15 protein-coding genes are annotated in these 22,016 nt (G+C 74.8%); 12 read left to right on the top strand and 3 right to left on the bottom strand.

The features are described 5' to 3' along the window. The first annotated feature begins 94 nt into the window (after nt 1-94). The 3 genes from ACFV1W_RS15390 (at nt 95) to ACFV1W_RS15380 (ending at nt 3,385) form a co-directional block, all read left to right on the top strand. The gene (locus ACFV1W_RS15390) at nt 95-1,114 is read left to right on the top strand and encodes an N-acetylglucosamine kinase (RefSeq protein ID WP_380416711.1); all 1,020 of its coding nucleotides are present in this window, start codon (nt 95-97) and stop codon (nt 1,112-1,114) included. A gap of 129 nt (nt 1,115-1,243) precedes the next feature. Further along, a complete protein-coding gene (locus ACFV1W_RS15385; protein WP_380416682.1) occupies nt 1,244-1,882 on the top strand; it encodes a hypothetical protein in 639 nt (212 codons plus the stop codon). Between the two features lie 393 nt (nt 1,883-2,275). After that, nucleotides 2,276-3,385, top strand: a complete 1,110-nt coding sequence (locus ACFV1W_RS15380) for a hypothetical protein (protein WP_380416680.1) — start codon at nt 2,276-2,278, stop codon at nt 3,383-3,385. Nucleotides 3,386-3,562: 177 nt separating this feature from the next. Here the strand turns inward: ACFV1W_RS15380 and ACFV1W_RS15375 are convergent, their stop codons facing one another. Beyond that, nucleotides 3,563-4,219: a response regulator gene (locus tag ACFV1W_RS15375; protein WP_380416678.1), complete on the bottom strand. Its 657-nt coding sequence runs from the start codon at nt 4,217-4,219 to the stop codon at nt 3,563-3,565. Next, nucleotides 4,216-5,424, bottom strand: a complete 1,209-nt coding sequence (locus tag ACFV1W_RS15370) for a sensor histidine kinase (protein WP_380416676.1) — start codon at nt 5,422-5,424, stop codon at nt 4,216-4,218. The genes ACFV1W_RS15375 and ACFV1W_RS15370 overlap by 4 nt, the downstream gene beginning before the upstream one ends. A gap of 134 nt (nt 5,425-5,558) precedes the next feature. On the opposite strand from ACFV1W_RS15370, the gene ACFV1W_RS15365 reads away from it, so the two are divergent. Next, nucleotides 5,559-6,470, top strand: coding sequence for an ABC transporter ATP-binding protein (locus ACFV1W_RS15365; protein WP_380416674.1), 912 nt, complete (start codon nt 5,559-5,561; stop codon nt 6,468-6,470). Then, entirely contained in the window at nt 6,467-7,327 is an 861-nt protein-coding gene (locus ACFV1W_RS15360; RefSeq protein ID WP_380416672.1) for an ABC transporter permease, read from the top strand. The genes ACFV1W_RS15365 and ACFV1W_RS15360 overlap by 4 nt, the downstream gene beginning before the upstream one ends. A gap of 40 nt (nt 7,328-7,367) precedes the next feature. Here ACFV1W_RS15360 and ACFV1W_RS15355 read toward each other — a convergent pair whose 3' ends face one another. Further along, nucleotides 7,368-8,129 (bottom strand): tyrosine-protein phosphatase, encoded by a 762-nt coding sequence (locus ACFV1W_RS15355; RefSeq protein WP_380416670.1) that lies wholly within the window; start codon nt 8,127-8,129, stop codon nt 7,368-7,370. Nucleotides 8,130-8,355: 226 nt separating this feature from the next. Here ACFV1W_RS15355 and ACFV1W_RS15350 point away from each other — a divergent pair, with 226 nt between their 5' ends. From ACFV1W_RS15350 to ACFV1W_RS15320, 7 genes are all read left to right on the top strand, one after another. Beyond that, nucleotides 8,356-9,471, top strand: a complete 1,116-nt coding sequence (locus ACFV1W_RS15350) for a PucR family transcriptional regulator (protein ID WP_380416668.1) — start codon at nt 8,356-8,358, stop codon at nt 9,469-9,471. A gap of 206 nt (nt 9,472-9,677) precedes the next feature. Further along, on the top strand, nt 9,678-10,448 hold the full coding sequence (locus ACFV1W_RS15345) for a hypothetical protein (RefSeq protein ID WP_380416666.1): 771 nt from the start codon (nt 9,678-9,680) through the stop codon (nt 10,446-10,448). A gap of 64 nt (nt 10,449-10,512) precedes the next feature. Continuing rightward, on the top strand, nt 10,513-12,534 hold the full coding sequence (locus ACFV1W_RS15340) for a flotillin family protein (protein ID WP_380416663.1): 2,022 nt from the start codon (nt 10,513-10,515) through the stop codon (nt 12,532-12,534). 29 nt (nt 12,535-12,563) lie between these two features. Then, on the top strand, nt 12,564-17,270 hold the full coding sequence (locus ACFV1W_RS15335) for a DNA repair ATPase (protein WP_380416661.1): 4,707 nt from the start codon (nt 12,564-12,566) through the stop codon (nt 17,268-17,270). Between the two features lie 69 nt (nt 17,271-17,339). Further along, on the top strand, nt 17,340-18,128 hold the full coding sequence (locus ACFV1W_RS15330; RefSeq protein ID WP_380416659.1) for an ABC transporter ATP-binding protein: 789 nt from the start codon (nt 17,340-17,342) through the stop codon (nt 18,126-18,128). After that, entirely contained in the window at nt 18,122-20,686 is a 2,565-nt protein-coding gene (locus ACFV1W_RS15325; protein ID WP_380416656.1) for an FtsX-like permease family protein, read from the top strand. The genes ACFV1W_RS15330 and ACFV1W_RS15325 overlap by 7 nt, the downstream gene beginning before the upstream one ends. Nucleotides 20,687-21,041: 355 nt before the next feature. Then, entirely contained in the window at nt 21,042-21,896 is an 855-nt protein-coding gene (locus ACFV1W_RS15320; protein WP_380416655.1) for a methyltransferase domain-containing protein, read from the top strand. The last annotated feature ends 120 nt before the right edge of the window (nt 21,897-22,016 follow it).

Genomic DNA, 22,016 nt, shown 5'->3' with positions numbered 1-22,016 from the left:
CGGCCCGCCGGGACGGCGGGCCGGGCACCGCGAGGAGACCGACCACCCCCGGCCGGGGCTCCACGGCCGGGCCACGTACGAGCCCGGGGACCAGATGACCCACCAGCCCGAACCACTCCTGTCCGGCGTCCTCGCCATCGACGCGGGCAACTCCAAGACCGACGTCGCCCTGATCGGCGCCGACGGCACCGTCCTCGGCACCGCCCGCGGCGGTGGCTTCGCACCCCAGAGGATCGGCGGCGCCGCGGCCGTGGCCGGCCTCGCCCCCCTCGTCGAACAGGCCGCCGCGGCCGCCGGTCTGGCCGGCACCGCCGGAGTGCTCACCAGCCACGTCAGCGCCTGCCTGGCCAACGCCGACCTGCCGATCGAGGAGGAGACGCTTCGCGCCGCCCTCGAATCGCACCCCTGGGGCGTCAGCAACACCGTCGTCAACGACACCTTCGGCCTGCTGCGGGCCGGCACCGACGGCCCGCGCGGGGTCGCGGTGGTCTGCGGCGCCGGGATCAACTGCGTCGGACTGCTGCCGGACGGGCGCACCGCCCGCTTCCCGGCGCTCGGCGAACTCACCGGCGACTGGGGCGGCGGCTCCGGACTCGCCGTCAGCAGCATGTGGCACGCCGTCCGCGCCGAGGACGGGCGGGGCGGGCCCACCGCGCTGGCCCGGGCCATAGCCGAACACTTCGGACTGCCCAGCGCCGGGGCCGTCGCCGAGGCCGTCCACCTCGGGCACCTGCCGGCCTCGCGGTTGCACGAGATCGTCCGGGTGCTGTTCGCGGTCGCGGTCGAGGGGGACGCCGTCGCCCTGGAGCTCATCGACCGGCAGGCCGACGAGATCGTCCGGCTCGCCGTGGTCGCGCTCGGACGGCTGGAACTGCTGGACTCGCCGACCCCGGTGGTGCTCGGCGGCGGGGTGCTCGCCTCCCGGCAGCCCCTGCTGCTCGACAACCTGACCGCGCGTCTGGCGCAGGCCGCGCCGCTGGCCGAACCCCGGGTGGTCGTCGCACCGCCGGTGCTGGGCGCGGCGCTGCTCGGGCTCGACCACCTGGGCGCGGGCGGGGCGGCGCAGGCGCGGGTGCGCGAGGAGTACGAGGCGCAACGGACGGTCGCGGCCTGACCGTTCTCCCCGCCCCAGACCTCCCGCCCCCGCCGGATCCGCACATCCGGTGGGGGCGGGAACCTTTCGGCGCGCGCCCGGCCTGTACCCCGGTGCCGGTTGCCGCCGCCGCCCGGGGAGACTTGTGCCATGGCCGTGCCCCGCATCCTCCTCGCCGCCGCCGTGCTGACCGCGACCGCCCTGGCCGGTCTCACCGGCTGCACCCCCGCGGACTCCCGCCCGACGGTCACCGCCGCCTCCTCCGCAGCGGCCCTCGTCGACGACGGCGCGGACGACCCGCTGGACGACGACCTCGACTTCGGTGACGACCGCGCCGACGACGGCGCCTACACCGCCGGGTCCGTCGCCGCCCCCGCGGACCCGGCCGACCCGGCCGACCCCGGGGGCCCCGCCGCCTCCGCGCCGGAGTGCACGGCGCCCGCGGCCGTCCCCGGCCACCAGGTGATGATCGTGGTCGCCGCCGGCCCGGCCGAACTCACCGCCCAGCCCGCCCGCCACACCTGCACCCCGCCCCGCTACGAGGCCACCGGCACCCCCGTGCACTACGGCTTCGCCGCGGCCGGCGTCACCGCGACGCTGGTCGACCGCGCGAACGGGGAGGCGGCGAAGCCCGTCCAGCTGGACGAACTGGTCACCCATCTCAACGACTGCCTCGCCGAACGCGACCCGGCCGACCCGTACGGCTGCCACGGCAACGCCTACGACGTCGTCCTGGACCCGCACGGCCGGATCGCGCGGATCGCCGAGGTCGGAGTGCCGACACCGTAGGGCACTCGGCCGAGGGTGGGAAGGGGGCCGGGGTGGGCGGTTCGTGCAGGTCGTGGGGAGGGCAATACGGTGTAAAAGCCTCCTTGCAACTGTTGAGATTCGCCGTCGCTACGCGCATCAACGCGCCGCCAGCTGGGGGCTTTTGACTTTCGATACCTTTTTCGGGGACGCGCTTGGGGCTGGTCTTACTCTCGGCGTCGTTGACCCGGTTTCGGCGGCGGTGCTTTGCTTCCGGCCGTCGGCGGTGAACCGGTCCCCATCCCCGCTCCACCGGTCGTTCATGACGAACGGTCGGTGGCACCCGGCTCGCCGGCCGTCGCCCCTCCCCCTTGTCCCCCACGGTGTCGCCGCGCCCTACCGGTGTGCGGTCGGCATGAGAGAGGAACCCTCACGATGGGCATGTCCCCCACCTCCCGCCGGGCGCGAGTCCGGGCCCTGACCGGGCTCAGCGCGCTGGCGCTGGCCGCCACCGGTTTCGCCGCCGCCCCGGCCGCCCAGGCCGACCAGCCGGGCAGCGAGTTCGCCGGACAGAGCCACCCCTACCGGCACGGCACCGTTCCCACCAAGGAGGCGGCCGAGCACGCCAACGCCAACTCCGCCGCGGCGACGCGCACTTCGAACCTGCGCTACGGCGGCGGGGTCGACGGCATCGGCGTCACCACCGGCGCACCGAAGGTGTACGTGATCTTCTGGGGCTCCCAGTGGGGCAGCGCGGGCACCGACGCCAACGGCTACACCACCCTGACCGGTGACCCGTCGGGCGAGGCCGTCCGCGCCCAGCAGCTGTTCAAGGGCCTCGGCACCAACAACGAGACCTGGTCCGGCGTCATGACCCAGTACTGCGAGGGCGTCGCCAAGGGCGCCACCAGCTGCGGGTCCACCGCCGCACACGTCGGCTACCCGACCGGCGGCGCGCTGGCCGGCGTCTGGGTCGACAACTCCGCCGCCGCCCCCGGCCAGGCCACCGGCAACCAGATCGCCAACGAGGCGATCAAGGCCGCCGGGCACTTCGGCAACACCACCTCGGCGGCCAACCGCAACGTCCAGTACGTGGTGCTCTCGCCGACCGGCACCCACCCGGACGGCTTCAACACGTCGAGCGGCAACTTCTGCGCCTGGCACGACTGGAACGGCGACACCACGCTGAGCGGCGGCGCGGCCGCCTCCCCGTACGGTGACGTGGCGTTCAGCAACGACCCGTACGTGACCGACATGGGCACCTCCTGCGGCCAGAACTACGTCAACAGCGGCAGCGCGGGCCTGCTGGACGGCGTGACCATGGTGTTCGGCCACGAGTACGCGGAGACCGTCACCGACCAGAACCCGGCCGGCGGCTGGACCGACTCGACCGGCTACGAGAACGCCGACAAGTGCGCCTGGAAGGGCGTCGGCGGCACCGGCGGCTCGCAGAACGTCGCGTTCGCGACGGGGTCGTTCGCGATGCAGGGCACCTGGTCGAACGCGGTCAGCGGCTGCCAGATCTCGCACGCGATCGTCCCCTGAGCAGTGCCCCCCCGGGCAGCGTGGGGCGGCCCGGGGAGCGGGTGATCCGGCACGTCCGGCGGATCCGAGCGGCCTGAGGGGTCACGTGCCCTGAGGATCCAATGCCGGGGGAAGCGCCGGGGTGGGCTGTGTGGGCCCGCCCCGGCGCTTCGTGCCGTCCACGGCCCCCTCGGCGGGTTACGACGGCGAGACGAGGCCGAACTCGTAGGCGTGGATGACCAGGTGGACCCGGTCGCGGGCGTCCAGCTTGGTGAACAGCCGGGCGACGTGCGCCTTGGCGGTGGCCACGCTGATGGTGAGCTCCTCGGCGATCTCCGTGTTGGACAGGCCGCGGCCGACCAGGGTGAGCACCTCGCGCTCGCGCTCGGTGATGCCCTCGACGGACTTCCGGGGCCGGGCTGAGGTGTCCGGCCGGGCGGCGAACTCGCCGATCAGACGGCGGGTGATGCCGGGGGCGAGCAGGGCGTCGCCGGCGGCGACCACCCGGACGCCGTCCAGGATGGTCTCCAGAGCGAGGTCCTTGACCAGGAAGCCGCTGGCGCCGGCGCGCAGCGCGCCGTACACGTAGTCGTCGTCGTCGAAGGTGGTGAGGACGAGCACGTGGGTGGGCAGTTCGGGGTCGGCGAGGATCCGGCGGGTCGCCTCGATGCCGTCCATGCCGGGCATCCGGATGTCCATCACGGCGACGTCCGGGCGCAGCCGGGTGACCAGTTCGACGGCCTCGGCACCGTTGCCGGCCTCGCCGACCACCTCCAGGTCGGGGGCGTCGGCGATCAGCACGCGCAGGCCGGTGCGGATGAGCGGCTGGTCGTCGACCAGGACGACGCGGATCACGGTCCCACCTCCAGGGCGGCTGTTGCGGACGCTTCGGTCGGGCTGGGCAGCGGCAGGCGGGCGGCGACCCGGAAGCCGCCGCCGGGGCGCGGGCCGGCGCTGAACTCGCCGTGCAGCAGGGCGACCCGCTCGCGCATGCCGGCCAGGCCGTAGCCGGTGCCGGGGGCGTGGGCGGAGGGGCCGGCGCCCAGGTCGACGACGGTGACGGCGACCTGCTCCGCGCCGTAGTCGACGGTGACGTGGCAGTCACGGGTGCCGGAGTGCTTGACCACGTTGGTGACCGCCTCCTGGACGATCCGGAAGGCGGCGAGGTCCACCTCGGGCGGCAGTACCCGGGCTTCGCCGCTGCGGGTGAGCGCGACCCGTACCCCGGCGCCCGCGGTCCTCTTCACCAGTCGGTCCAATTCGCCCAGGCCCGGGGCGACTTCGAGCGGCGCGGACTCGCCCTCGCCCTGCCGCAGCGCGCCCAGCATCCGGCGCAGCCCGGCCAGCGTCTCCCGGCTGGTGGCCTCGATGGCCTCCAGCGCGCTGCGGGTCTCGGCGGGCTGGGTGTCCATGACGCGGCTGCCCATGCCCGCCTGGATCGCGATGATGCCGATGTTGTGGGCCACCATGTCGTGCAACTCGCGGGCGATGCGCAGGCGTTCGGCGGTGACGGCCTGCTCGGAGGCGCGGCCGCGCAGCGCCTCGGCGTGGGAGCGGCTCTGCCGGACGGTGTTGCCGATCAGCCAGGCGATCAGGACGGTCGCGGCGAGGCCGGCGTAGGCGTACGGGTTCACGGGGTAGCCGTTGACAGAGCCCCAGGCGAACAGCCCGGCGAGCAGGGCCAGGGGCATCCCCGCCGCGATCGTGGACACCGGGCGGGAGCGGGTGACCACGCAGTAGGCGACCACCGCCTCGGCGATCAGGAACTGCACCGGTGCCGCGGGCGGGACCGCCCACATCCCGAGCGCGTAGACGCCGCCCGCCAGCGCGACCGCGACGGCCGCCAGCGGCAGCGGGACCAGCAGGAACGCCACCAGGGTGGTGACCACGGCGGTGACCACCAGGGGCATGTCCTCGGTGTTGCCGTGGTAGTCGAAGAGGTGGTGCAACTCGTTGTCCCGGGTGAAGAACCGGAACACCACGATGGTCGTCCAGAACGCCGCCACCCACACGCCTGCGGGCAGGCGCCTGAGCAGGGGCGTGCGGGGTTCGGTGATCACGACGCGATGGTAGCGGCGGGCCGTGCGCAGGCGCATTGGCCCGCGGGCGTAATCCCGGGGGCGGGGGCGTCCGCTCCCGGTTGTGTCCCGCCGCCCGATGTCCGACCACGGCCCTGAGCGGCACCGTTGTCCCCGTGATCGAGATCGAGCGACTGACCAAGCGGTACGGCGCCACCACGGCCGTCGACCAGTTGACCTTCACCGTCCGGCCGGGCACCGTCACCGGCTTCCTCGGCCCCAACGGCGCGGGCAAGTCCACCACGCTGCGGATGATCCTGGGCCTCAACACCCCCACCGAGGGGAGCGTCACCGTGGACGGCGTGCCCTTCGCCGGCCGGCCGCGCGGGCTGCGGCACGTCGGCGCCCTGCTGGACGCGGGCGACGTCCACGGCGGGCGCAGCGCCCGGGCCCACCTGTCGGCGCTCGCCCGCAGCAACCGGATCCCGCTCGGGCGGGTCGACGAGGTGCTGGCCGAGGTCGGGCTCGGCAAGGCCGCCGGGCGGCGGATCGGCGGCTGCTCGCTGGGCATGAAGCAGCGGCTCGGCATCGCCGGTGCGCTGCTCGGCGATCCGCCCGTGCTGCTCTTCGACGAGCCGCTGAACGGGCTGGACCCGGAGGGCGTGCTGTGGGTGCGCGGGCTGTTCCGGCGGCTCGCGGACGAGGGGCGGACGGTGTTCGTCTCCAGCCACATGATGGCGGAGATGGAGCACACCGCCGACCGTCTGGTGGTGATCGGCCGCGGCCGGCTGATCGCCGACGAGAGCCTCGCCGACTTCTCGGTCCGCAACGCGGAGTCCAGCGTGGCCGTGCGGACGCCGCAACTCTCCCTGCTGGCCGACGCCCTGCGCGCCGAGGGCGCCGAAGTCGGCCAGGTGGAGCCGCAGTTCGCGGTGGTCACCGGAATGCCCGCCGAGCGGATCGGTGAACTCGCCCGGCGCCACGGCGTGGTGCTGCACGAGCTCGCCTCCCGGACGTCGTCCCTGGAGTCGGCGTTCATGTCCCTGACCGCCGACAGCGTCGAGTACCTGGCTGGAGAGGCCCGATGAGCACCATGACCCTGACCCGTACGGAGAGCGCCCGCTCGGTGGACCCGGCGCCCAGGTTCACCGACCTGCTCGCCGCCGAGTGGATCAAACTGCGCTCGCTGCGGTCGACGTACTGGGTGCTCGCACTGGCCTCGCTGGTGGCGATCGGGATCAACCTGAACGCCGTCCACTCCGACCTGACGTACATCGACCACCCGCCGCCGCCGATGCCCGGTTTCCCGCCGTACTGGTACGACCCGCTCTTCCACGGCCTGAGCAGCATCGCCTCCGACCTGATGACGATCGCCGCCGGCAGCCTCGGGGCGATCACGGTGTTCGGCGAGTACACCACCGGCATGATCCGCACCACCTTCGCCGCGGTGCCGGACCGGCGCGGTGTCATCGCCGCCAAGGTGGTGCTGGTCGGCGGGATCACCGCGCTGGCCGGGGCGGTGGTGTCGACGGCGTCCTTCTTCGGCATCAACGCGATGCTGGCCTCGCGGCACGTCGGGATCTCCATCACCGACCACGGCTGCGTGCGGGCCGTTCTCGCCTACGCGGCGGTCGTGCCGGTCTGCGCGCTGATCGGGATGGCACTCGGGGCGGTCCTGCGGCACGCCACCGCCTCGATCGTGTCGCTGGTGATCCTGCTGTTCATCCTGCCGCTGATGTTCGGCGGGGACCGCTACCGGTGGCTCAAGGAGATCGGCACCCACCTGCCGCTGGCGACCGTCCACCGGCTCACCATCAGGCCGGAGTCCACGACCACCATGGGGAGGTGGGCGCCGAGCGTGCTGGACTCCTGGATCACCATGGGGGTGTGGGCGGCCGTCGCGGTGGTGGTGACGGTGGTCGTGGTCCGGCGGCGGGACGTGTGAACGGGGCCGTCGGGGCCGGGGAGTCGGAAGTCCGCCGCCGTCAGGCTCCCGGCACCGCGGCCTTGGTGCGGAAGGCGGTGAGGGTGGTGGCCGGGATGCCGCAGGCGGGGAGGAAGGATGCGGCGCCGCCGTGGCGGGTCCGGACGTGGGTGAGGAAGACGGACATGGCCTCGGCGGGGGCCTGGAGGAGGGGCGCCGGGATGGTGAGACGGCGGCCCGCCGAGTCGGTGACGCGGGTGGACCCGTGGCCGTTGAGCGCGGTGCGGTGGCGCTCGGCGAGGTTGGCGAAGATCTGCGGGAGGGCGTCGGCGGTGCGGGCGTAGTCGTCGACGATCCGCTCGGCGGGGACGCCGAGGAGGTCGAGCAGCAGGGCGGTGAGCAGGCCGGTGCGGTCCTTGCCCGCGGCGCAGTGGAGCAGGACGGCGCCGGGGCGGATGGTGGCTTCGACGGCGGCGGCGACGGCCTCGGGGGCGGACTCGGCGAGCAGCAGGTAGAACTCGCCGAGGTCCGCGGCGGTGGTCATGGTCGCCATGTGGGCGGTGAGGACGTCGGTGGCGGGGTTGACCGGGGCGGCGACGACGGCTATCCCGGCGGCCTCGGCGGCGGCCCAGTCGGCGGACCTGGTCTCGCGGGGGTCGCGCAGGTCGACGATGGTGCGGATGTCACAGGAGCGCAGCTGGGCAACGACGGCCTCGTCGGCGGCGGGGTAGGGCTGCGCGGAGCGGTACAGCACGCCGGGGCGGATCCGGCGTCCCTCGGGGTCGCTGAGGACGGCGGGGTCGCGGAAGTTGACCAGGGACATGCGAGGGCCTTTCGGGTGGAGCCGCACGGCGAGCGGAGGAGACGTCTAGACGTCTAACCCGTCACCGGGGTGCCGGGCAAGCCGCAGCCTGCGGGGGCACCTCTCCATCCCACCTCCGTCGGCGGGCCACGGCGGGCCGGGACCTGGCGCGCAAGGGCGCGGCCGCCAGGGCCCTGATAGGGTTCACCGCCCGAAAATCAGGCCGCACGGGGGTTGGCAAGGCACGGTGACCGAGACGAACGAGTACGACGTACCCACCGAGCTGGCCGAGGTGTACCTCGTCCTGCTCGCCGACGTCTCCCGCACCGGACGCCTGCTGCGCCGGGAGGAGCTGGAGGGGCTGCGCCGGCTCGGCGAGCAGTGCGCCGAGGCCGGCTACGGGCTGCGCGAGGTGGTCTCGCACTGCCTGGCCGCGGTGCGGCGGGCCTGGCAGACGCTGCCCGGGACGACGGCCGCGACCAGCGTCGGCGAGCTACGCCGGACGGGCGACGCGGTGCTGGCCGCCACCGACGCCGCACTGGCCGCGCTCGGCGAGGGGCACGAGCGCTCGCAGCGCCTGGCGATCCGTCAGGAGGAGGCGGCCAGGCGGGAGTTCATCGACGACCTGTTGCACGGCCGCAGCGACCTCGGCCTGCTCGCCGAGCGCGCGGAGCGGTTCGGGCTGCGGCTGGCGGGCGCGTACACGGTGGCGGCGGCGGTCGGCGACGAGCCGTTCACGGACGTCCATCCGATGGTGCACCGGGTGGAGCGGGAGCTGGCCGGGCGGTTCGGCGAGCGGGACGTGTTGCTGGCCGGCAAGGACGGCCGGCTGGTGTGCATCGCCCCGGACTCCGAGCGGGCCGTGCTGGATGCCTTCGCGGACCTGACGCTGCGCCCCGGCCCCGGCTACCGCCCGGTTCTGCGGGTGGCGACCGGGCGCCGGCACTCGGGCGCGAGCGGCGTGCTGCGCAGCTACGAGGAGGCGCTGGACGCGCTGGACTACGCGCAGCGGCTCGGCCTCCCGGCCTGCCGGCTGAAGGCCGAGGACCTGCTGGTCTTCCCGGTGCTGATGCGGGACCGGGCGGCGATGGCCGATCTGGTGCGCAGCGTGCTCGGCCCGCTGACCGAGGCGCGCGGCGGCGCCCGTCCGCTGCTGGACACCATCGTGGTGCAGGCGGAGGCGGCGTACGTGAACGCGGAGGCGGCGCGCCGGCTGGGGCTGAGCGTGCGCACGCTCGGATACCGGCTGGAGCGGATCAAGTCGCTCACGGGGTACGACCCGGCGGACGCGCTGCAGCGCTTCACTCTGGAGACGGCGGCCATGGGGGCGCGGCTGCTGAACTGGCCGGAGCAGCCGCTGTAGGAGGCGTACCGGAAGGGTCGGCAAACGCCGGATGACCCGCCCGGGGCCGTCCTGTTTCCCGACTGTTGCAGTGTCACGGGGAACGCGCGTACCAGGGTGTCAAAAGGCCGTAAAGATTGCCGGATCCTGGCAATGTGCGGGCGCCTCCCCCGCTGCCATGATCTCTCCGGCGCCGATGCGCGGCGCCGTCGGAAGGGCGGGGGGGCATGGCCGGGACGGGGGACTTCTTCGCGGCCGCGCTGGCCTTTCCGACGGCGTTGTTCAGCTTCGCGCTGGTGGTGGTCGTCGGGTACTGGCTGCTGATGCTGATCGGCGGTCTGGGGTTCGACGCCCTGCACGGGGGGCACGGCGTCGGGCACCACCTGGGTGCCGGGCACGCCGGGCACGCCGGCCCGGTGGGTCACGTCGGACACGGTGTCGGGGGGCACGGTGTCGGGGGGAGCGTGGCCCACGGGGCGCCCGGCGGGCACGGTGCCGGCGGGGGGAGTGCCCACGGTCCCGAGCACGCGATCGGCCACCACGGGGGCGTGCTGGACGCGCTGGGGCTGGGCGGGGTGCCCGCGACGGTGGCGGTTTCGCTGCTGGTCGCGCTCGCCTGGTTCATCAGCCTGGCCGGCACCGTCCTCACCTCGGGGGCACCGGCGCGCGGCGGCGTGTTCGCCGTCGCGCTGGTCGCCTCCTGGGCGGGCACCCGGTCGCTCGTCCGGCCGCTGCGGCGGCTCTTCCCGGAGGACCGGCCGGTCACCCGGGCCGACTTCGTGGGCCGGGTCTGCGTGATCCGCACCGGCCGGGTGACCGCCGACTTCGGGCAGGCCGAGGTGACCGCCGAGGACGGCTCCACCGCGACCGTCCAGGTCCGCACCCCGGGCGCGGAGCCGGGGCTGACGGCCGGGCGCACCGCGCTGATCTACGACTACGACCCCGACGGCGAGCACTTCCTGGTCGCGCCGTTCGACCCGTCCCCGCCGGGCATGTGACGTCCCATCGGTTCCGTCAGTTCACACACCGCTTCGCACCACCATCTCGTCAAAGGACTCCGTGATGGACACCATCGCCGTGGGTTTCGGCGTACTCGTCGCCGTCGTGCTGCTCATCCTGCTCGCCGTCCTGCTCTTCGTGGGCCGCCTGTTCCAGAAGGTCGAGCAGGGCAAGGCCCTGATCGTCTCCCGGACCAAGAAGGTGGACGTCACCTTCACCGGCGCGATCGTCCTGCCGATCCTGCACAAGGCCGAGCTGATGGACATCACGGCGAAGACGGTGGAGATCCACCGGGCCGGCCGGGACGGCCTGATCTGCCGGGACAACATCCGGGCGGACATCCGGATCTCCTTCTTCGTCCGGGTGAACAAGACCGTCGAGGACGTCGTCAAGGTGGCGCAGTCGATCGGCACCGCCCGGGCCAGCGACCCGCAGGCGATCCAGGACTTCTTCGCGGCCAAGTTCGCCGAGGCGCTCAAGACCGTCGGCAAGCAGCTGGACTTCACCGACCTGTACACCCACCGGCACGAGTTCCGGGACCAGATCATCGCGGTCATCGGCACCGACCTCAACGGCTACACCCTTGAGGACGCGGCCATCGACCACCTCGAACAGACCCCGATGAGCCAGCTGGACGGCGACAACATCCTGGACGCCCAGGGCATCCGCAAGATCACCGAGCTGACCGCGATCGAGCACGTGCGCACCAACGAGTACCAGCGCAACGAGGAGAAGGAGATCACCCGGCAGAACGTGGACGCCCGGGAGACCGTCCTGGAGCTCGAACGCCGCCAGGCCGACGCCGAGATCCGCCAGCGCCGCGAGATCGAGACCCTGCGGGCCAAGGAGGACGCGGTGATCGCCCGGGTGCAGGAGGAGGAGCGGCTCAACGCCCAGACCGCCTTCCTGCGCACCGAGGAGTTGCTCGGCGTGCAGCGGGAGAACCAGGCCCGTGAGGTCGCGGTGGCGCAGAAGAACCGCGAGCGGGTGATCGCGGTGGAGAACGAGCGGATCGAGAAGGACCGCCTGCTGGAGGTCGTCGGCCGCGAGCGGGAGACCGAACTCGCCGTGATGGCCAAGACGAAGGAGGTCGAATCCCGCCGCCGGGAGGTCGCCGACGTGGTCCGCGAGCGGGTCGCGGTCGAGCGCACCGTCGCCGAGCAGGAGGAGGCCGTCAAGACGCTGCGGGCCACCGAGGAGGCCGAGCGGATGCGCAAGGCCGTCGTCATCCAGGCCGAGGCGGAGGCGCAGGAGAAGCTCGTCAAGGACATCAAGGCCGCCGAGGCCGCCGAGCAGGCCGCCTCGCACAAGGCCCGCGAGTCGCTGGTGCTGGCCGAGGCCCGGCAGCAGGCCGCCGAGCTGGACGCGGCCGCCAAGGTCAAGCTGGCCGAGGGCGTCCGGGCGGAGGCCGCCGCCGAGGGCCTGGCCCGGGTGCAGGTGCGGGAGCAGGAGGCCGCGGCGGTGGAGAAGGTCGGCCGCGCCGAGGCCGCCGTGCAGGCCGAGAAGGCCAAGGCGGCAGCTCTGGAGGTCGGCGCCAGGCTGAAGGCGGAGGCCGAGGGCCTGACCGAGAAGGCCGCGGCGATGGCCAAGCTGGACGAGGCCTCGCGCGGGCACGAGGAGTACCGGCTGCGGCTGGCCGCCGAGAAGGACGTCCGCCTCGCCGGGCTGGAGGCGCAGCGGCAGATCGCCGAGGCGCAGGCCGCGCTGGTCGCGACCGGCCTGGAGAAGGCGAAGATCGACATCGTCGGCGGGGACTCGGCGTTCTTCGAGAAGCTGGTGCAGTCGGTGACGGCCGGCAAGAGCGTCGACGCCTTCGTCGGCCACTCGCAGACCGCCCAGGCCCTGGCCGGGCCGTGGCTGGACGGGCGGGCCAGCTTCACCGAGGACCTCACCCGGGTGCTGTCCTCGGTGTCCACCGCGGACGTGCAGAACCTGACGGTGTCCGCGCTGCTGCTCAAGCTGATCGGCGGCGGCGGGGAGCAGGCCGGTCAGCTGCGGCAACTGCTGGACGCGGCGAAGAGGTTGGGGATCGCGGAGACGCCGATCGGGGCGCTGTCCGCCGCCTCCGTGAACGGCTCCAGGTAACGACCCGCAGAGCACCCGAGGAACTGACCGTGGACACCCCCGCCACCCGGCTCGACGCCGGCACCTACGAGGTCCTGCGCGACCGGCTCGCCCGGGCCGCCGCCGAACTCGCCGACCGCGCCCAGGCGTTGAACGCCCGCCGGGTCGAGGAGTTCGGCGGCGGGGAGTTGCGGCTCACCGGCACCGGGCGGCTCACCACCGCCCGGCCCTGCCTGCCGCAGGACCTCACCGCCGCCGGCGGGATGCTGCTGCTCGGCACCCGGCCCGCCGAGGCCACGGACGCCGACGACACCGGGGACGTCCTCGGCCTCCACCACCCCGACCTGACCCCCGCCCCCGCCGAGGGCACCCTGCTGGACGACCCGCGGCTGCGCCAGGACCTCGCCGACCTGCGCCGCTACTTCCGCGATGCCCGGCTGGAGCGGCTGCGCCCGGTCGGCGGCCGGCTGCTCGCCGTCTTCCGCACCGGCCCGGCCGCCGCCGACGTGCGGGTACTGCGCTGGCGCCTCGACGACGACCGGGCCGACTACCAGGACGGGCGCGGCGAGCGCGACCACGCCCCCGCCGAGGGCCAGCAGCTCGACTGGACGCCCCTCACCCGGGACGACCAGCTGACCGCCGAGCCCGGGACCGCGCCGCGCGCCGACCTCGCCGGGGAACTCCACCTCGGCGTGGACGGCGGCCGGCTCACCCTCACCGCCCCCGACGGCCGCGAGCTCCACCACGAGCCGCTCGCCGAGGCCCTGCAGACCCTCGCCGACGCCCAGATCGCCCACGCCCGGCTCGCCACCCTGCTGCTGGTGCGGGTGCGCCCGTACCAGGAGGAGACCCTCCGGCACCTGGTGGTCCACCTGCCCACCGGCCGGGTCACCCGGATCGACGCCCTCGGCCAGGCCTGCCTGCGGCTGCCCGCCGACCAGGGCGTGGCCTTCCCCGGCGGCTGCCACCTCGCCGACGGCACCGCGCGCGTCTTCGACCAGCCGGTGGACGGCCTGGTGTACGAGCGCACCCTCCTCTCCCCCAACGGCGAGGACGTGCTGTACGAGTTCCGCTCCGCCGCCGACGGGCACGCGCTGCTCCAGCCGTACAACTCCGTCCGCCAGGAGGCCGCCGCCCCGCTCGCCTGCCAGGGCTACGCGCTGCTCGACGACGGCACCCTCGTCGCCCTGCGCCCGGCCGAGGACGGGCCCACCCGGCTGCACCCCGTGCAGCTGTGGCAGAGCCCGTTCACCAGCGAGCGCCACGCCGCCCAACAGCCGCCCGGAACGGGCCCGTTGGCCAGGATCGGCAATGCCGACCTGGTCCGCGGCCTGGCCGACTGCCTGGCCCTGGCCCGGCTGGCCGCGGCCGGCGCCGACACCCCGGCCGGGCACCGGGCCGTGCTCGCCGCCTGCACCCGCACCGCCGACCGGCACCACTGGCTCGGCCAGGACGGCCTCGGCGACCTCGCCGCGCCGCTGGCCGAGATCCGCGACACCGCCCGACAGGTGATCGCCGAGTACGAGGCGATCGCCCAGCTCACCGCGCACGCCGCGGCCCGCACCGAGGAGACCGCCGAGCACGTCGAGGGCCTGCTGCGCACCGCGCGCGGCGAGACCCTCGCCGACGCCGCCGAGTGGGTCGACCGGCTGGCCGCACTGCGCCGCGCCCAGGGCCGGGTCGAGGCGCTGCGCGATCTGCCGCGGGTGGACGGGCAGCGGATCGACGCGCTCGCCGAGCACCTCGCCGCCGGGCTGGCCGAGGCCGCCGACCGGGCGGTGGTCCAGCTCGCCGAACCCGCCGCCTTCGAGCCCCACCGGCGCCGGGCCGGTGAACTGGCCGAGAACTGCGCGGCCATCGCCACCGCCGCCGAGGCAGACCCGCTGGCGGAGTGGCTGAGCGAGCAGAGCGAGGCCCTGCAGACCGTCTCGGAGCTGGTCGGCACCCTGGACCTGGCCGACGCCACCACCCGCACCGCGATCCTGGACCGGCTCGCCGACGTGCTCGGGCTGCTCAACCGGGCCCGCACCACCCTGACCGTCCGCCGCCGGGAGCTGCGCACCCGCGAGGCCGCCGCCGAGTTCGCCGCCGAGACCGCGCTGCTCGCCCAGGCCGTCACCGCCGCCCTCGCCGCCGCCGACACCCCCGAGGCCTGCGACGACCGGCTCGGTCGGCTCCTGCTGCGGGTCGAGCAGCTGGAGACCCGCTTCGCCGACGCCGACCCGGCGCTCGGCGAACAGCTCGCCGAGCAGCGCACCGGGATCCACCACGCGCTCACCGCCCGCCGCCAGCACCTGCTGGAGGAGCGGGCCCGCCGGGCCGACCGGTTGGCCGCCTCCGCCGAGCGCGTCCTCGACACCCTGCACCGTCGCCTCGCCGCCCTCGGCACCGCCGCCGAGATCGACGCCGCCCTGGCCGCCGACCCGACCGCCGTCAAACTCCGCGACCTGGCCCGGCAGTTGTCCGAACTCGGCGACCGGGTCCGGGCCGAGGAACTGACCGGACGGCTGCGCGCCGCCCGCGGCCGTGCCCACCGCGCCCTGCGCGACCGCGCCGAACTCGCCGGGGACGGCCCCGGCACCCTGCGCCTGGGCCGCCACCTGTTCGCGGTCACCACCCAGCGCCCCGAACTCACCCTGCTGCCCTGGCGCGGCCGCCCCGCCTTCACCCTCACCGGCACCGCCTACCGCTCCCCCGTCGCCGACCCGGCCTTCGCCGCCACCGAGCGGTACTGGGACCGGCCGCTGCCCTCCGAGACATCCGCGCTCTACCGCGCCGAGTACCTGGCCGCGAGCCTGCTGCTGGCCGCCTCGCCGGAGGCGCTCGCCGAGGAGACCGACCTGCTGGAGTACGTCCGCCGGGCCGCCGAACGGCGCCCGGACGAGGGCTACCAGCGCGGGGTGCACGACCACGACGCCGCTCTGGTGCTCCGCGCCCTGCTCCGACTCGACGCCGAGGCCGGCCTGTTGCGCCACCCGGCCGCCGCCCGGGCGGCGGCCCAGCTGTACTGGGCGCACGGTACGGACGAGCGGCAGCGGCTGGTCTGGCACACCCGGGCCCGCTCGCTCGGCCTCGCCCGCCGGGCGCACGGGCCGGTGCCGGCGCTGTCCGCGCTGTCCGCACTGGCCGCCGAACTGTCGGACGCCGTCGCCGGGTTCGTGCCGTACGCGGCTGGCGCCGGGGACTACCTGGTGGCCGAACTCGCCGTCGCCGCACCGGCCTTCGCCCACTCGACGGGCGCGGCCGCGCTGCTGGAGAAGTTCCACGCCGCACCCGAGTCCGCCGGGCTGACGGAGGCCCTGGCCGCGCTTCCCGAGGAGCCCTCACTGCTCCCCGTGCGGCGCCAACTGGCCGACGCCTGGCTGGAGTCGTCCGCCCCCGACGCCGACCCGGGCGACCTCGCCGAGGCCGCCGCCGTCCTGCTCTGCCCCTCACTGCCGCGCCGCCCCGCCGAGGGCGCCGTCGCCACCCGGCTGACCGGGCTGCTCGGCGACCACCCCCGGATCTCCGGCGGCGCCCTGGACCTCCGGCTGGACGAACTGCTCGCGCGAGTCCGCGAGTTCGAGTCCGTCGAGGTGCCCGGACACCGCGCCTACCAGCGGCTGCGCGGCGAGCTGCTGGCCGCCGAGCACGCCAGGCTGCGGCTCAACCAGTACCGCCCCGCACCGCTCAACGGCTTCGTCCGCAACCGTCTGATCGACCAGGTGTACCTGCCGCTCATCGGCGACAACCTCGCCAAGCAGCTGGGCACCGTCGACTCCGGCGGGCCGGTCGACCGCAGCGGCCTGCTGCTGCTCGTCTCGCCGCCCGGCTACGGCAAGACCACCCTGGTCGAGTACCTCGCCGAGCGGCTCGGGCTGCTGCTGGTCCCGGTCAGCGGCCCGGCGCTCGGTCACCACGCCACCTCGCTGGACCCGGCCGACGCCCCCGACGCCACCGCCCGCCGCGAGCTGGAGAAGCTCAACTTCGCCCTGCACGCTGGCGACAACGTGCTGCTCCACCTGGACGACGTCCAGCACACCTCGCCCGAGTTCCTGCAGCGCTTCATCCCGCTGTGCGACGCCCAGCGCCGGATCGACGGCGTCTGGGACGGCGAGGCCCGCGAGTGGGACCTGCGCGGCAGGCGCTTCGCCGTGGTGATGGCCGCCAACCCCTACACCGAGTCCGGCCGCCTCTTCCGGCTGCCCGACATGCTCGCCAACCGGGCCGACGTCTGGAACCTCGGTGACGCCGTCGCCGGACGCGAGGACCTCTTCGCGCTCAGCTTCGTCGAGAACGCCCTGCCCGCCAATCCCCATCTCGCCCCGCTCGCCACCGCCGAGCGCGCCGACCTGGACACCCTGCTCGCCCGGGCCGCGGGCACCCCCGGCGGCACCCTGTCCGTCGCCTGGCCGGCCGCCGAGGTGGAGCGGATGACCGCCGTCCTGGCCGGGCTGCTCCACCTGCGCGGCACCGTCCTGGCCGTCAACCGGGCCTACCTGGCCTCCGCCGCCCAGGACGACCGCGCCCGCACCGAGCCGCCGTTCCTGCTCCAGGGCTCCTACCGCAACATGGCCAGGCTCGCCCAGCGCCTCGACCCCGCGCTCACCCGCCCGGAGCTGGACGCCCTGCTCGCCGACCACTACCGGGCCGAGGCCCAGCCGCTGGGCGCCGACGCCGAGGCCCAGCTGCTGAAGCTGGCCGAGCTGTGCGGCACCCTGACGCCGGAGCAGGCGCAGCGGTGGGCGGAGCTGAAGCGAATGTGGCGCGGGGTGTAGCTGGCTACACCCCCGGAACTGAACCCGTGATCATGGCGCCGCATTCGGCCGGCGCGATGAAATATGATCATGAACGCCGCGCGCTTCGCCGTTGAACTCCGCTCCGTCCGCTTGACCTATCGGCGCGGGCCCGAACCCGTCGTCGGCCTGGACGACGTGAGCGTCGGGTTCCCCTTCGCCACCTTCACCGCCGTCATGGGCCCCTCCGGGTCCGGCAAGTCGACCCTGCTGCGGTCGGCCGCCGGGCTGGAGGCGATCGACGGCGGCGAGATACGGGTCGACGGCACCGTCCTCGGCGGGCTGCGCGACAAGGAGCTGACCGTCCTGCGCCGGGAGCGGATCGGCTTCGTCTTCCAGTCCTTCAACCTGCTGCCCGCCCTGACCGCGGCCCAGAACGTGGCGCTCCCGGCCAAGCTGTCGGGCCGCCGCCCCGCGCCGGCCGAGGTGACCGCCGCTCTGGCCGCCGTCGGCCTGGCCGACCGGGCCGGGCACCGGCCGGGCGAGCTGTCCGGCGGTCAGCAGCAGCGGGTCGCCATCGCCCGGGCGCTGATCACCCGCCCGGCGGTGCTGCTCGCCGACGAACCTACCGGCGCGCTGGACACCAGGAGCGGCCGCGAGGTCCTCGCCCTGCTGCGCGGGATGGCCGACGACCCCGGCCGGGCCGTGGTCATGGTCACCCACGACCCCGTCGCCGCCTCCTACGCCGACCAGGTGCTCTTCCTCCGGGACGGCCGGCTGGCCGGCTCGCTGGAGCGGCCCACCGCCGAGCAGGTCGCCGCCCGGATGACCGCGCTGGAAGCCCAGAGGCCGGAGGCTCACTCGGCGGAGGCTCACGCGTCGGAGGCCGTGGCGTGCTGACCCTCGCCCTCGCCTCCGTCCGGCTCCGCTGGGCCTCGTTCGTCGGCAGCTTCGTCGCGCTGGCCTGCGGCGTCGCCCTGATGGCCACGTCCATCCTGGTCATCGCCGCCACCGTCGACGTCCCCGACCAGGGCCGCCAGCGCTTCTCCGAGGCCCCGGTCCTGGTGACCGCCGACCTGAACGTGGACTTCAAGCCCTCGACCGACGGCGACGTCCAGCCGACTCCGGTCCCCGCCCAGCCGGGCCTGCCGGCCGGACTGATCGCCGCCGTGGCCGCGACCGGCCGTACCGTCGAGGACCGCACCTTCTACGCCCAGCTCCCCGACGGCCCGCGGGACCAGGTCGGACGCGCCTGGTCCAGCGCGGCCCTGGGCGGCTACCGGCTCACCGCCGGCGCCGCCCCCGCCGCCGACGACCAGGTCGTCATCGGCGGCGGCCGCCCGGAGCAGGTCGGACAGCGCGTCCGGTACGTCACCGCCGGCGGCGTGCACAGCGCGACGGTCTCCGGCGTCACCGAGGCCGAGCCGTTCGAGCACGCCGTCTTCTTCACCGACGCCCAGGCCGCCCGGTACTGCCCAGCCGTCGGCGCGCTGGCCGCCTTCGGCCCCGCCGACGCGGTGCGCCGGGCCGTGGACGCGGCCGGCGGCGCGAGCGTCGCCCGGGTGCTCACCGGCACCGAGCGCGGCCAGGCGGACCCGCACCACACCGAGGTCAGCGCCCGGCTGGACGCCGTGCAGACCCCGCTCGGCCTGTCCGCCGCGGTCTCCGGCGGCACCGCCGTGTTCGTGGTGGGCGGCACCTTCGCGCTGTCGATCGCCCAGCGCCGCCGCGAACTCGCCCTGCTGCGGCTGATCGGCGCCACCCGCCGGCAGCTGCGCACCCTGGTCAACCGGGAGGCCCTGGTGGTCGGCGTGCTGGCCTCCGCCGCCGGGTGCGCGCTCGGCGCGGCCGGGGCGGCGCCGGCCGGCCACTGGCTGGTCGACCACGACCTGGTGCCGGCGGAGTTCACCGTCCCGGTCACCTGGTGGGGGCTGCTCGTCGCGGGCACGATCGGGCTGCTGACCGCGATCACCGGCGTGGTGTTCTCCTCGGTGAAGGCCGGGCTGATCAGCCCCGGCGAGGCGCTCTCGGAGGCGGACGCCGAGCGGACCTCGCGCCTCGCGCTGGCCTTCCGCTGGGTGAGCGGCCTGCTGGTGCTCGGCGGCGGCATCGCGGCCCTCGTGCTGACGGCGCGCAGCTGGCCGGACACCGCGGCCAACGTCGCCGACTCGCTCGCCCTGCTGCTGGCGATCGTCGCCGGCTGCGTACTGCTGGCGGCCGTGCTGGCCGGACCGGCGATCCGACTGCTGACCGCGCTGCCCGGGCTGGTGGCCCGACTGCGCGGCCGCGCCGCCGAGGACGGCGGCGGCATCGTCTGGGCCACCGCCCGGCAGAGCTCGCTGAGCGCCTTCCGGCGCACCGCCGCTACCACCACCCCGGTGGTGCTGATCATCGCGTTCGCCGGGTGCCTGCTCGGCAGCATCGACACCATCAACCGCTCGCAGGTCACCGAGGTCCGCCACCAGCTGTCCGCCTCCGACCTGGTCGTCACCCCGGCCGGCACCCCCGGCCTGAGCGCTGCCGTGACGGAGCGGGTCCGCTCCGTCCCCGGGGTGCAGGCGCTGGTGATCACCCCGACCGCCCTGCTGGCCGTCGACCCGACCGGTCAGGCCCTGGTGTCCTTCCGCGCCGCGACGGCGGACCCCACCGCGCTGGCCGAGGTCGACCGGCTCCCGGTCGTCGCCGGCTCGCTCGCCGACCTCGGTCCCGACTCGATCGTGCTCAGCCGCACCTGGCCCGGCTCACCCGCGGTCGGCGGGCGGGTGTCCGTCCGGCTGGCCGACGGCACCCCGCGGGACCTGCGGGTCGCCGCCCTGCTCGGCACCGGTGCCGAAGCCGTCCAGGCCTGGGTGACCGGCCCGAACGCCGTCACCGGCGGTGTCGGCGGCCCGGCCCTGGCCGGTCGGATCGACCTGCGGCTGCTGCCCGGCACCGACCGCGCGCAGGCCACCGCCGCGCTGCGGACGGCCGTGGACGGGCTGGGCGCCCGGCTCACCACCCCCGAGGAGGTCTGGTCCGCCGCCACCGACAGCACCGAGCGGGATTCCTGGAACGCCCTGCTGATGATCCTCGGCCTGGCGATCTGCTACGCCGCCATCACGCTGGCCAACTCCCTGGTGATGACGGTCACCGACCGCCGGCAGGAGCTCTCCCTGCTGCGCCTCGCCGGCGCCACCAAGGGCCAGGTGCTGCGCACCGTCACCCTCGAAACCCTGATGTGCGTCGCGGCCGGCACCCTCCTGGGTGTCCTCGGCACCGCGATCAGCGTGGGCGGCTCCTGGGCCGCCCTGACCAACCTGGTCGGGCCGACCCCCGCGGTCATCCCCTGGACGGTCATGGCCGCCCTCGCCGCCACCTGCGCGGTGATCGCCCTGACGGCGGCGGTGCTCCCGGCAGCCCTGACCCTGCGCGACCGCGACGGCCAGGCCATCCTCCGCGGCGCGGCGGGCGCGGCCTGAGCCGGTAGCGGTACCGCGAGTGCCGGTGGCCCCGAGGGGGTTGCCGGCACTTCACGTTCCGGGGTGCGATTACGCCTGCCTGCGCAGTCCGGCCGTCCAGCACCAGGTCCGCGAGACGCAGGTCCGCGAGACGTTCCGGCAGGTCCGGTGGCAGGTCCGGCAGGTCCGGCTCGATCGGGTGGGGGACCGAACAGGGCGCGGGCCCGGCGGGGGAACGGAGCAGTTGGTGTCCGCCGGGCGCCGGGACCCCCTGATCGGCTGATCACCTGGTCCGACGAGCCCACCATCCCTCCCGGCGGCGCAGCCCCCGTGGCGCCGCCGGGAGGGGCCGCCGGAGCGCGGCTAGCGTGTCCGCATGGGCGCTCAGGAACTCGACCTCGCCGCGCTGCGCCGGGTGTACGGACGCACCGGCAGCCGGTGGTTCTACACCCGGGTGGCGCGCAACGCCCGGCACTGGGGGTGGACCGAGCCCGGGCAGTCGAAGTGGCGACTGTGGCGGGCGCAGCGGCAGTTGGAGGACGTGCTCGGCCGCAAGCTGGCCCTGCCCGCCGAATCGCGGGTGCTGGACGCGGGCTGCGGAGCCGGGGTGGTGGCCCGGGCGATGGCGACCCGGTTCGGGCTGCTGGTCACCGGGGTCGACGTGCTGGACTTCCACCTCGCCGAGGCCCGTCGGCTGAGCGCCCGCGCCGCCCTGGACGGCCGGACCGTCTTCCGCTGGGGCGACTACCACGAACTGCCCTTCCAGGACGATGAGTTCGACGGGACCTACTCGATGGAGACGCTCGTCCACTCCTACCACCCCGCCCGCGCCCTGGCCGAGTTCCACCGGGTGCTGCGCCCGGGCGGCCGACTGGTGCTGCTCGGCCCGATGAGCACCGGGCCGCTGGAGGAACTGCCGCCATCTGCAAGGGCGTTGCTCGAACCGTACCTGGACTCGATGGCGATGACCGGCGCCCGGCTCTACCACGCGGGCAACCTGCCGCAGCTGCTCGCCGCGGCCGGCTTCGAGGTCGAGGAGGCCCTGGACGCGACGCCGTACTACACGCCCACCACCGAGGCGGTGCACGCGTACTTCCGGCTGCCCTGGGAGGTGCTGCGCCGCTTCGGCGACCCGGCGCGATGGCTCAACCTCCGCTCCACGGTGGAGATGTACGACGTGCGCGAGTACGTCGCCTGGTACGTTCACACGGCCGTCAAGCCGGCGAGGTGACCGCCGCCGTGGACGAGCGGTGCTGCCGGCCGGGCGGGGGACGGTGCGGCTGACGTCCGAACTGTCGCGCCGGGTCACGGCCACGTCAACCGGAAGGCCCGCCCGTCCACCCGCGCGGGC

This window comes from Kitasatospora sp. NPDC059648, assembly GCF_042734825.1.
GTDB lineage: Bacteria > Actinomycetota > Actinomycetes > Streptomycetales > Streptomycetaceae > Kitasatospora.
The sequence above is the reverse complement of the archived record's forward strand: the minus strand, read 5'-3'. Positions and strand labels throughout refer to the sequence as shown.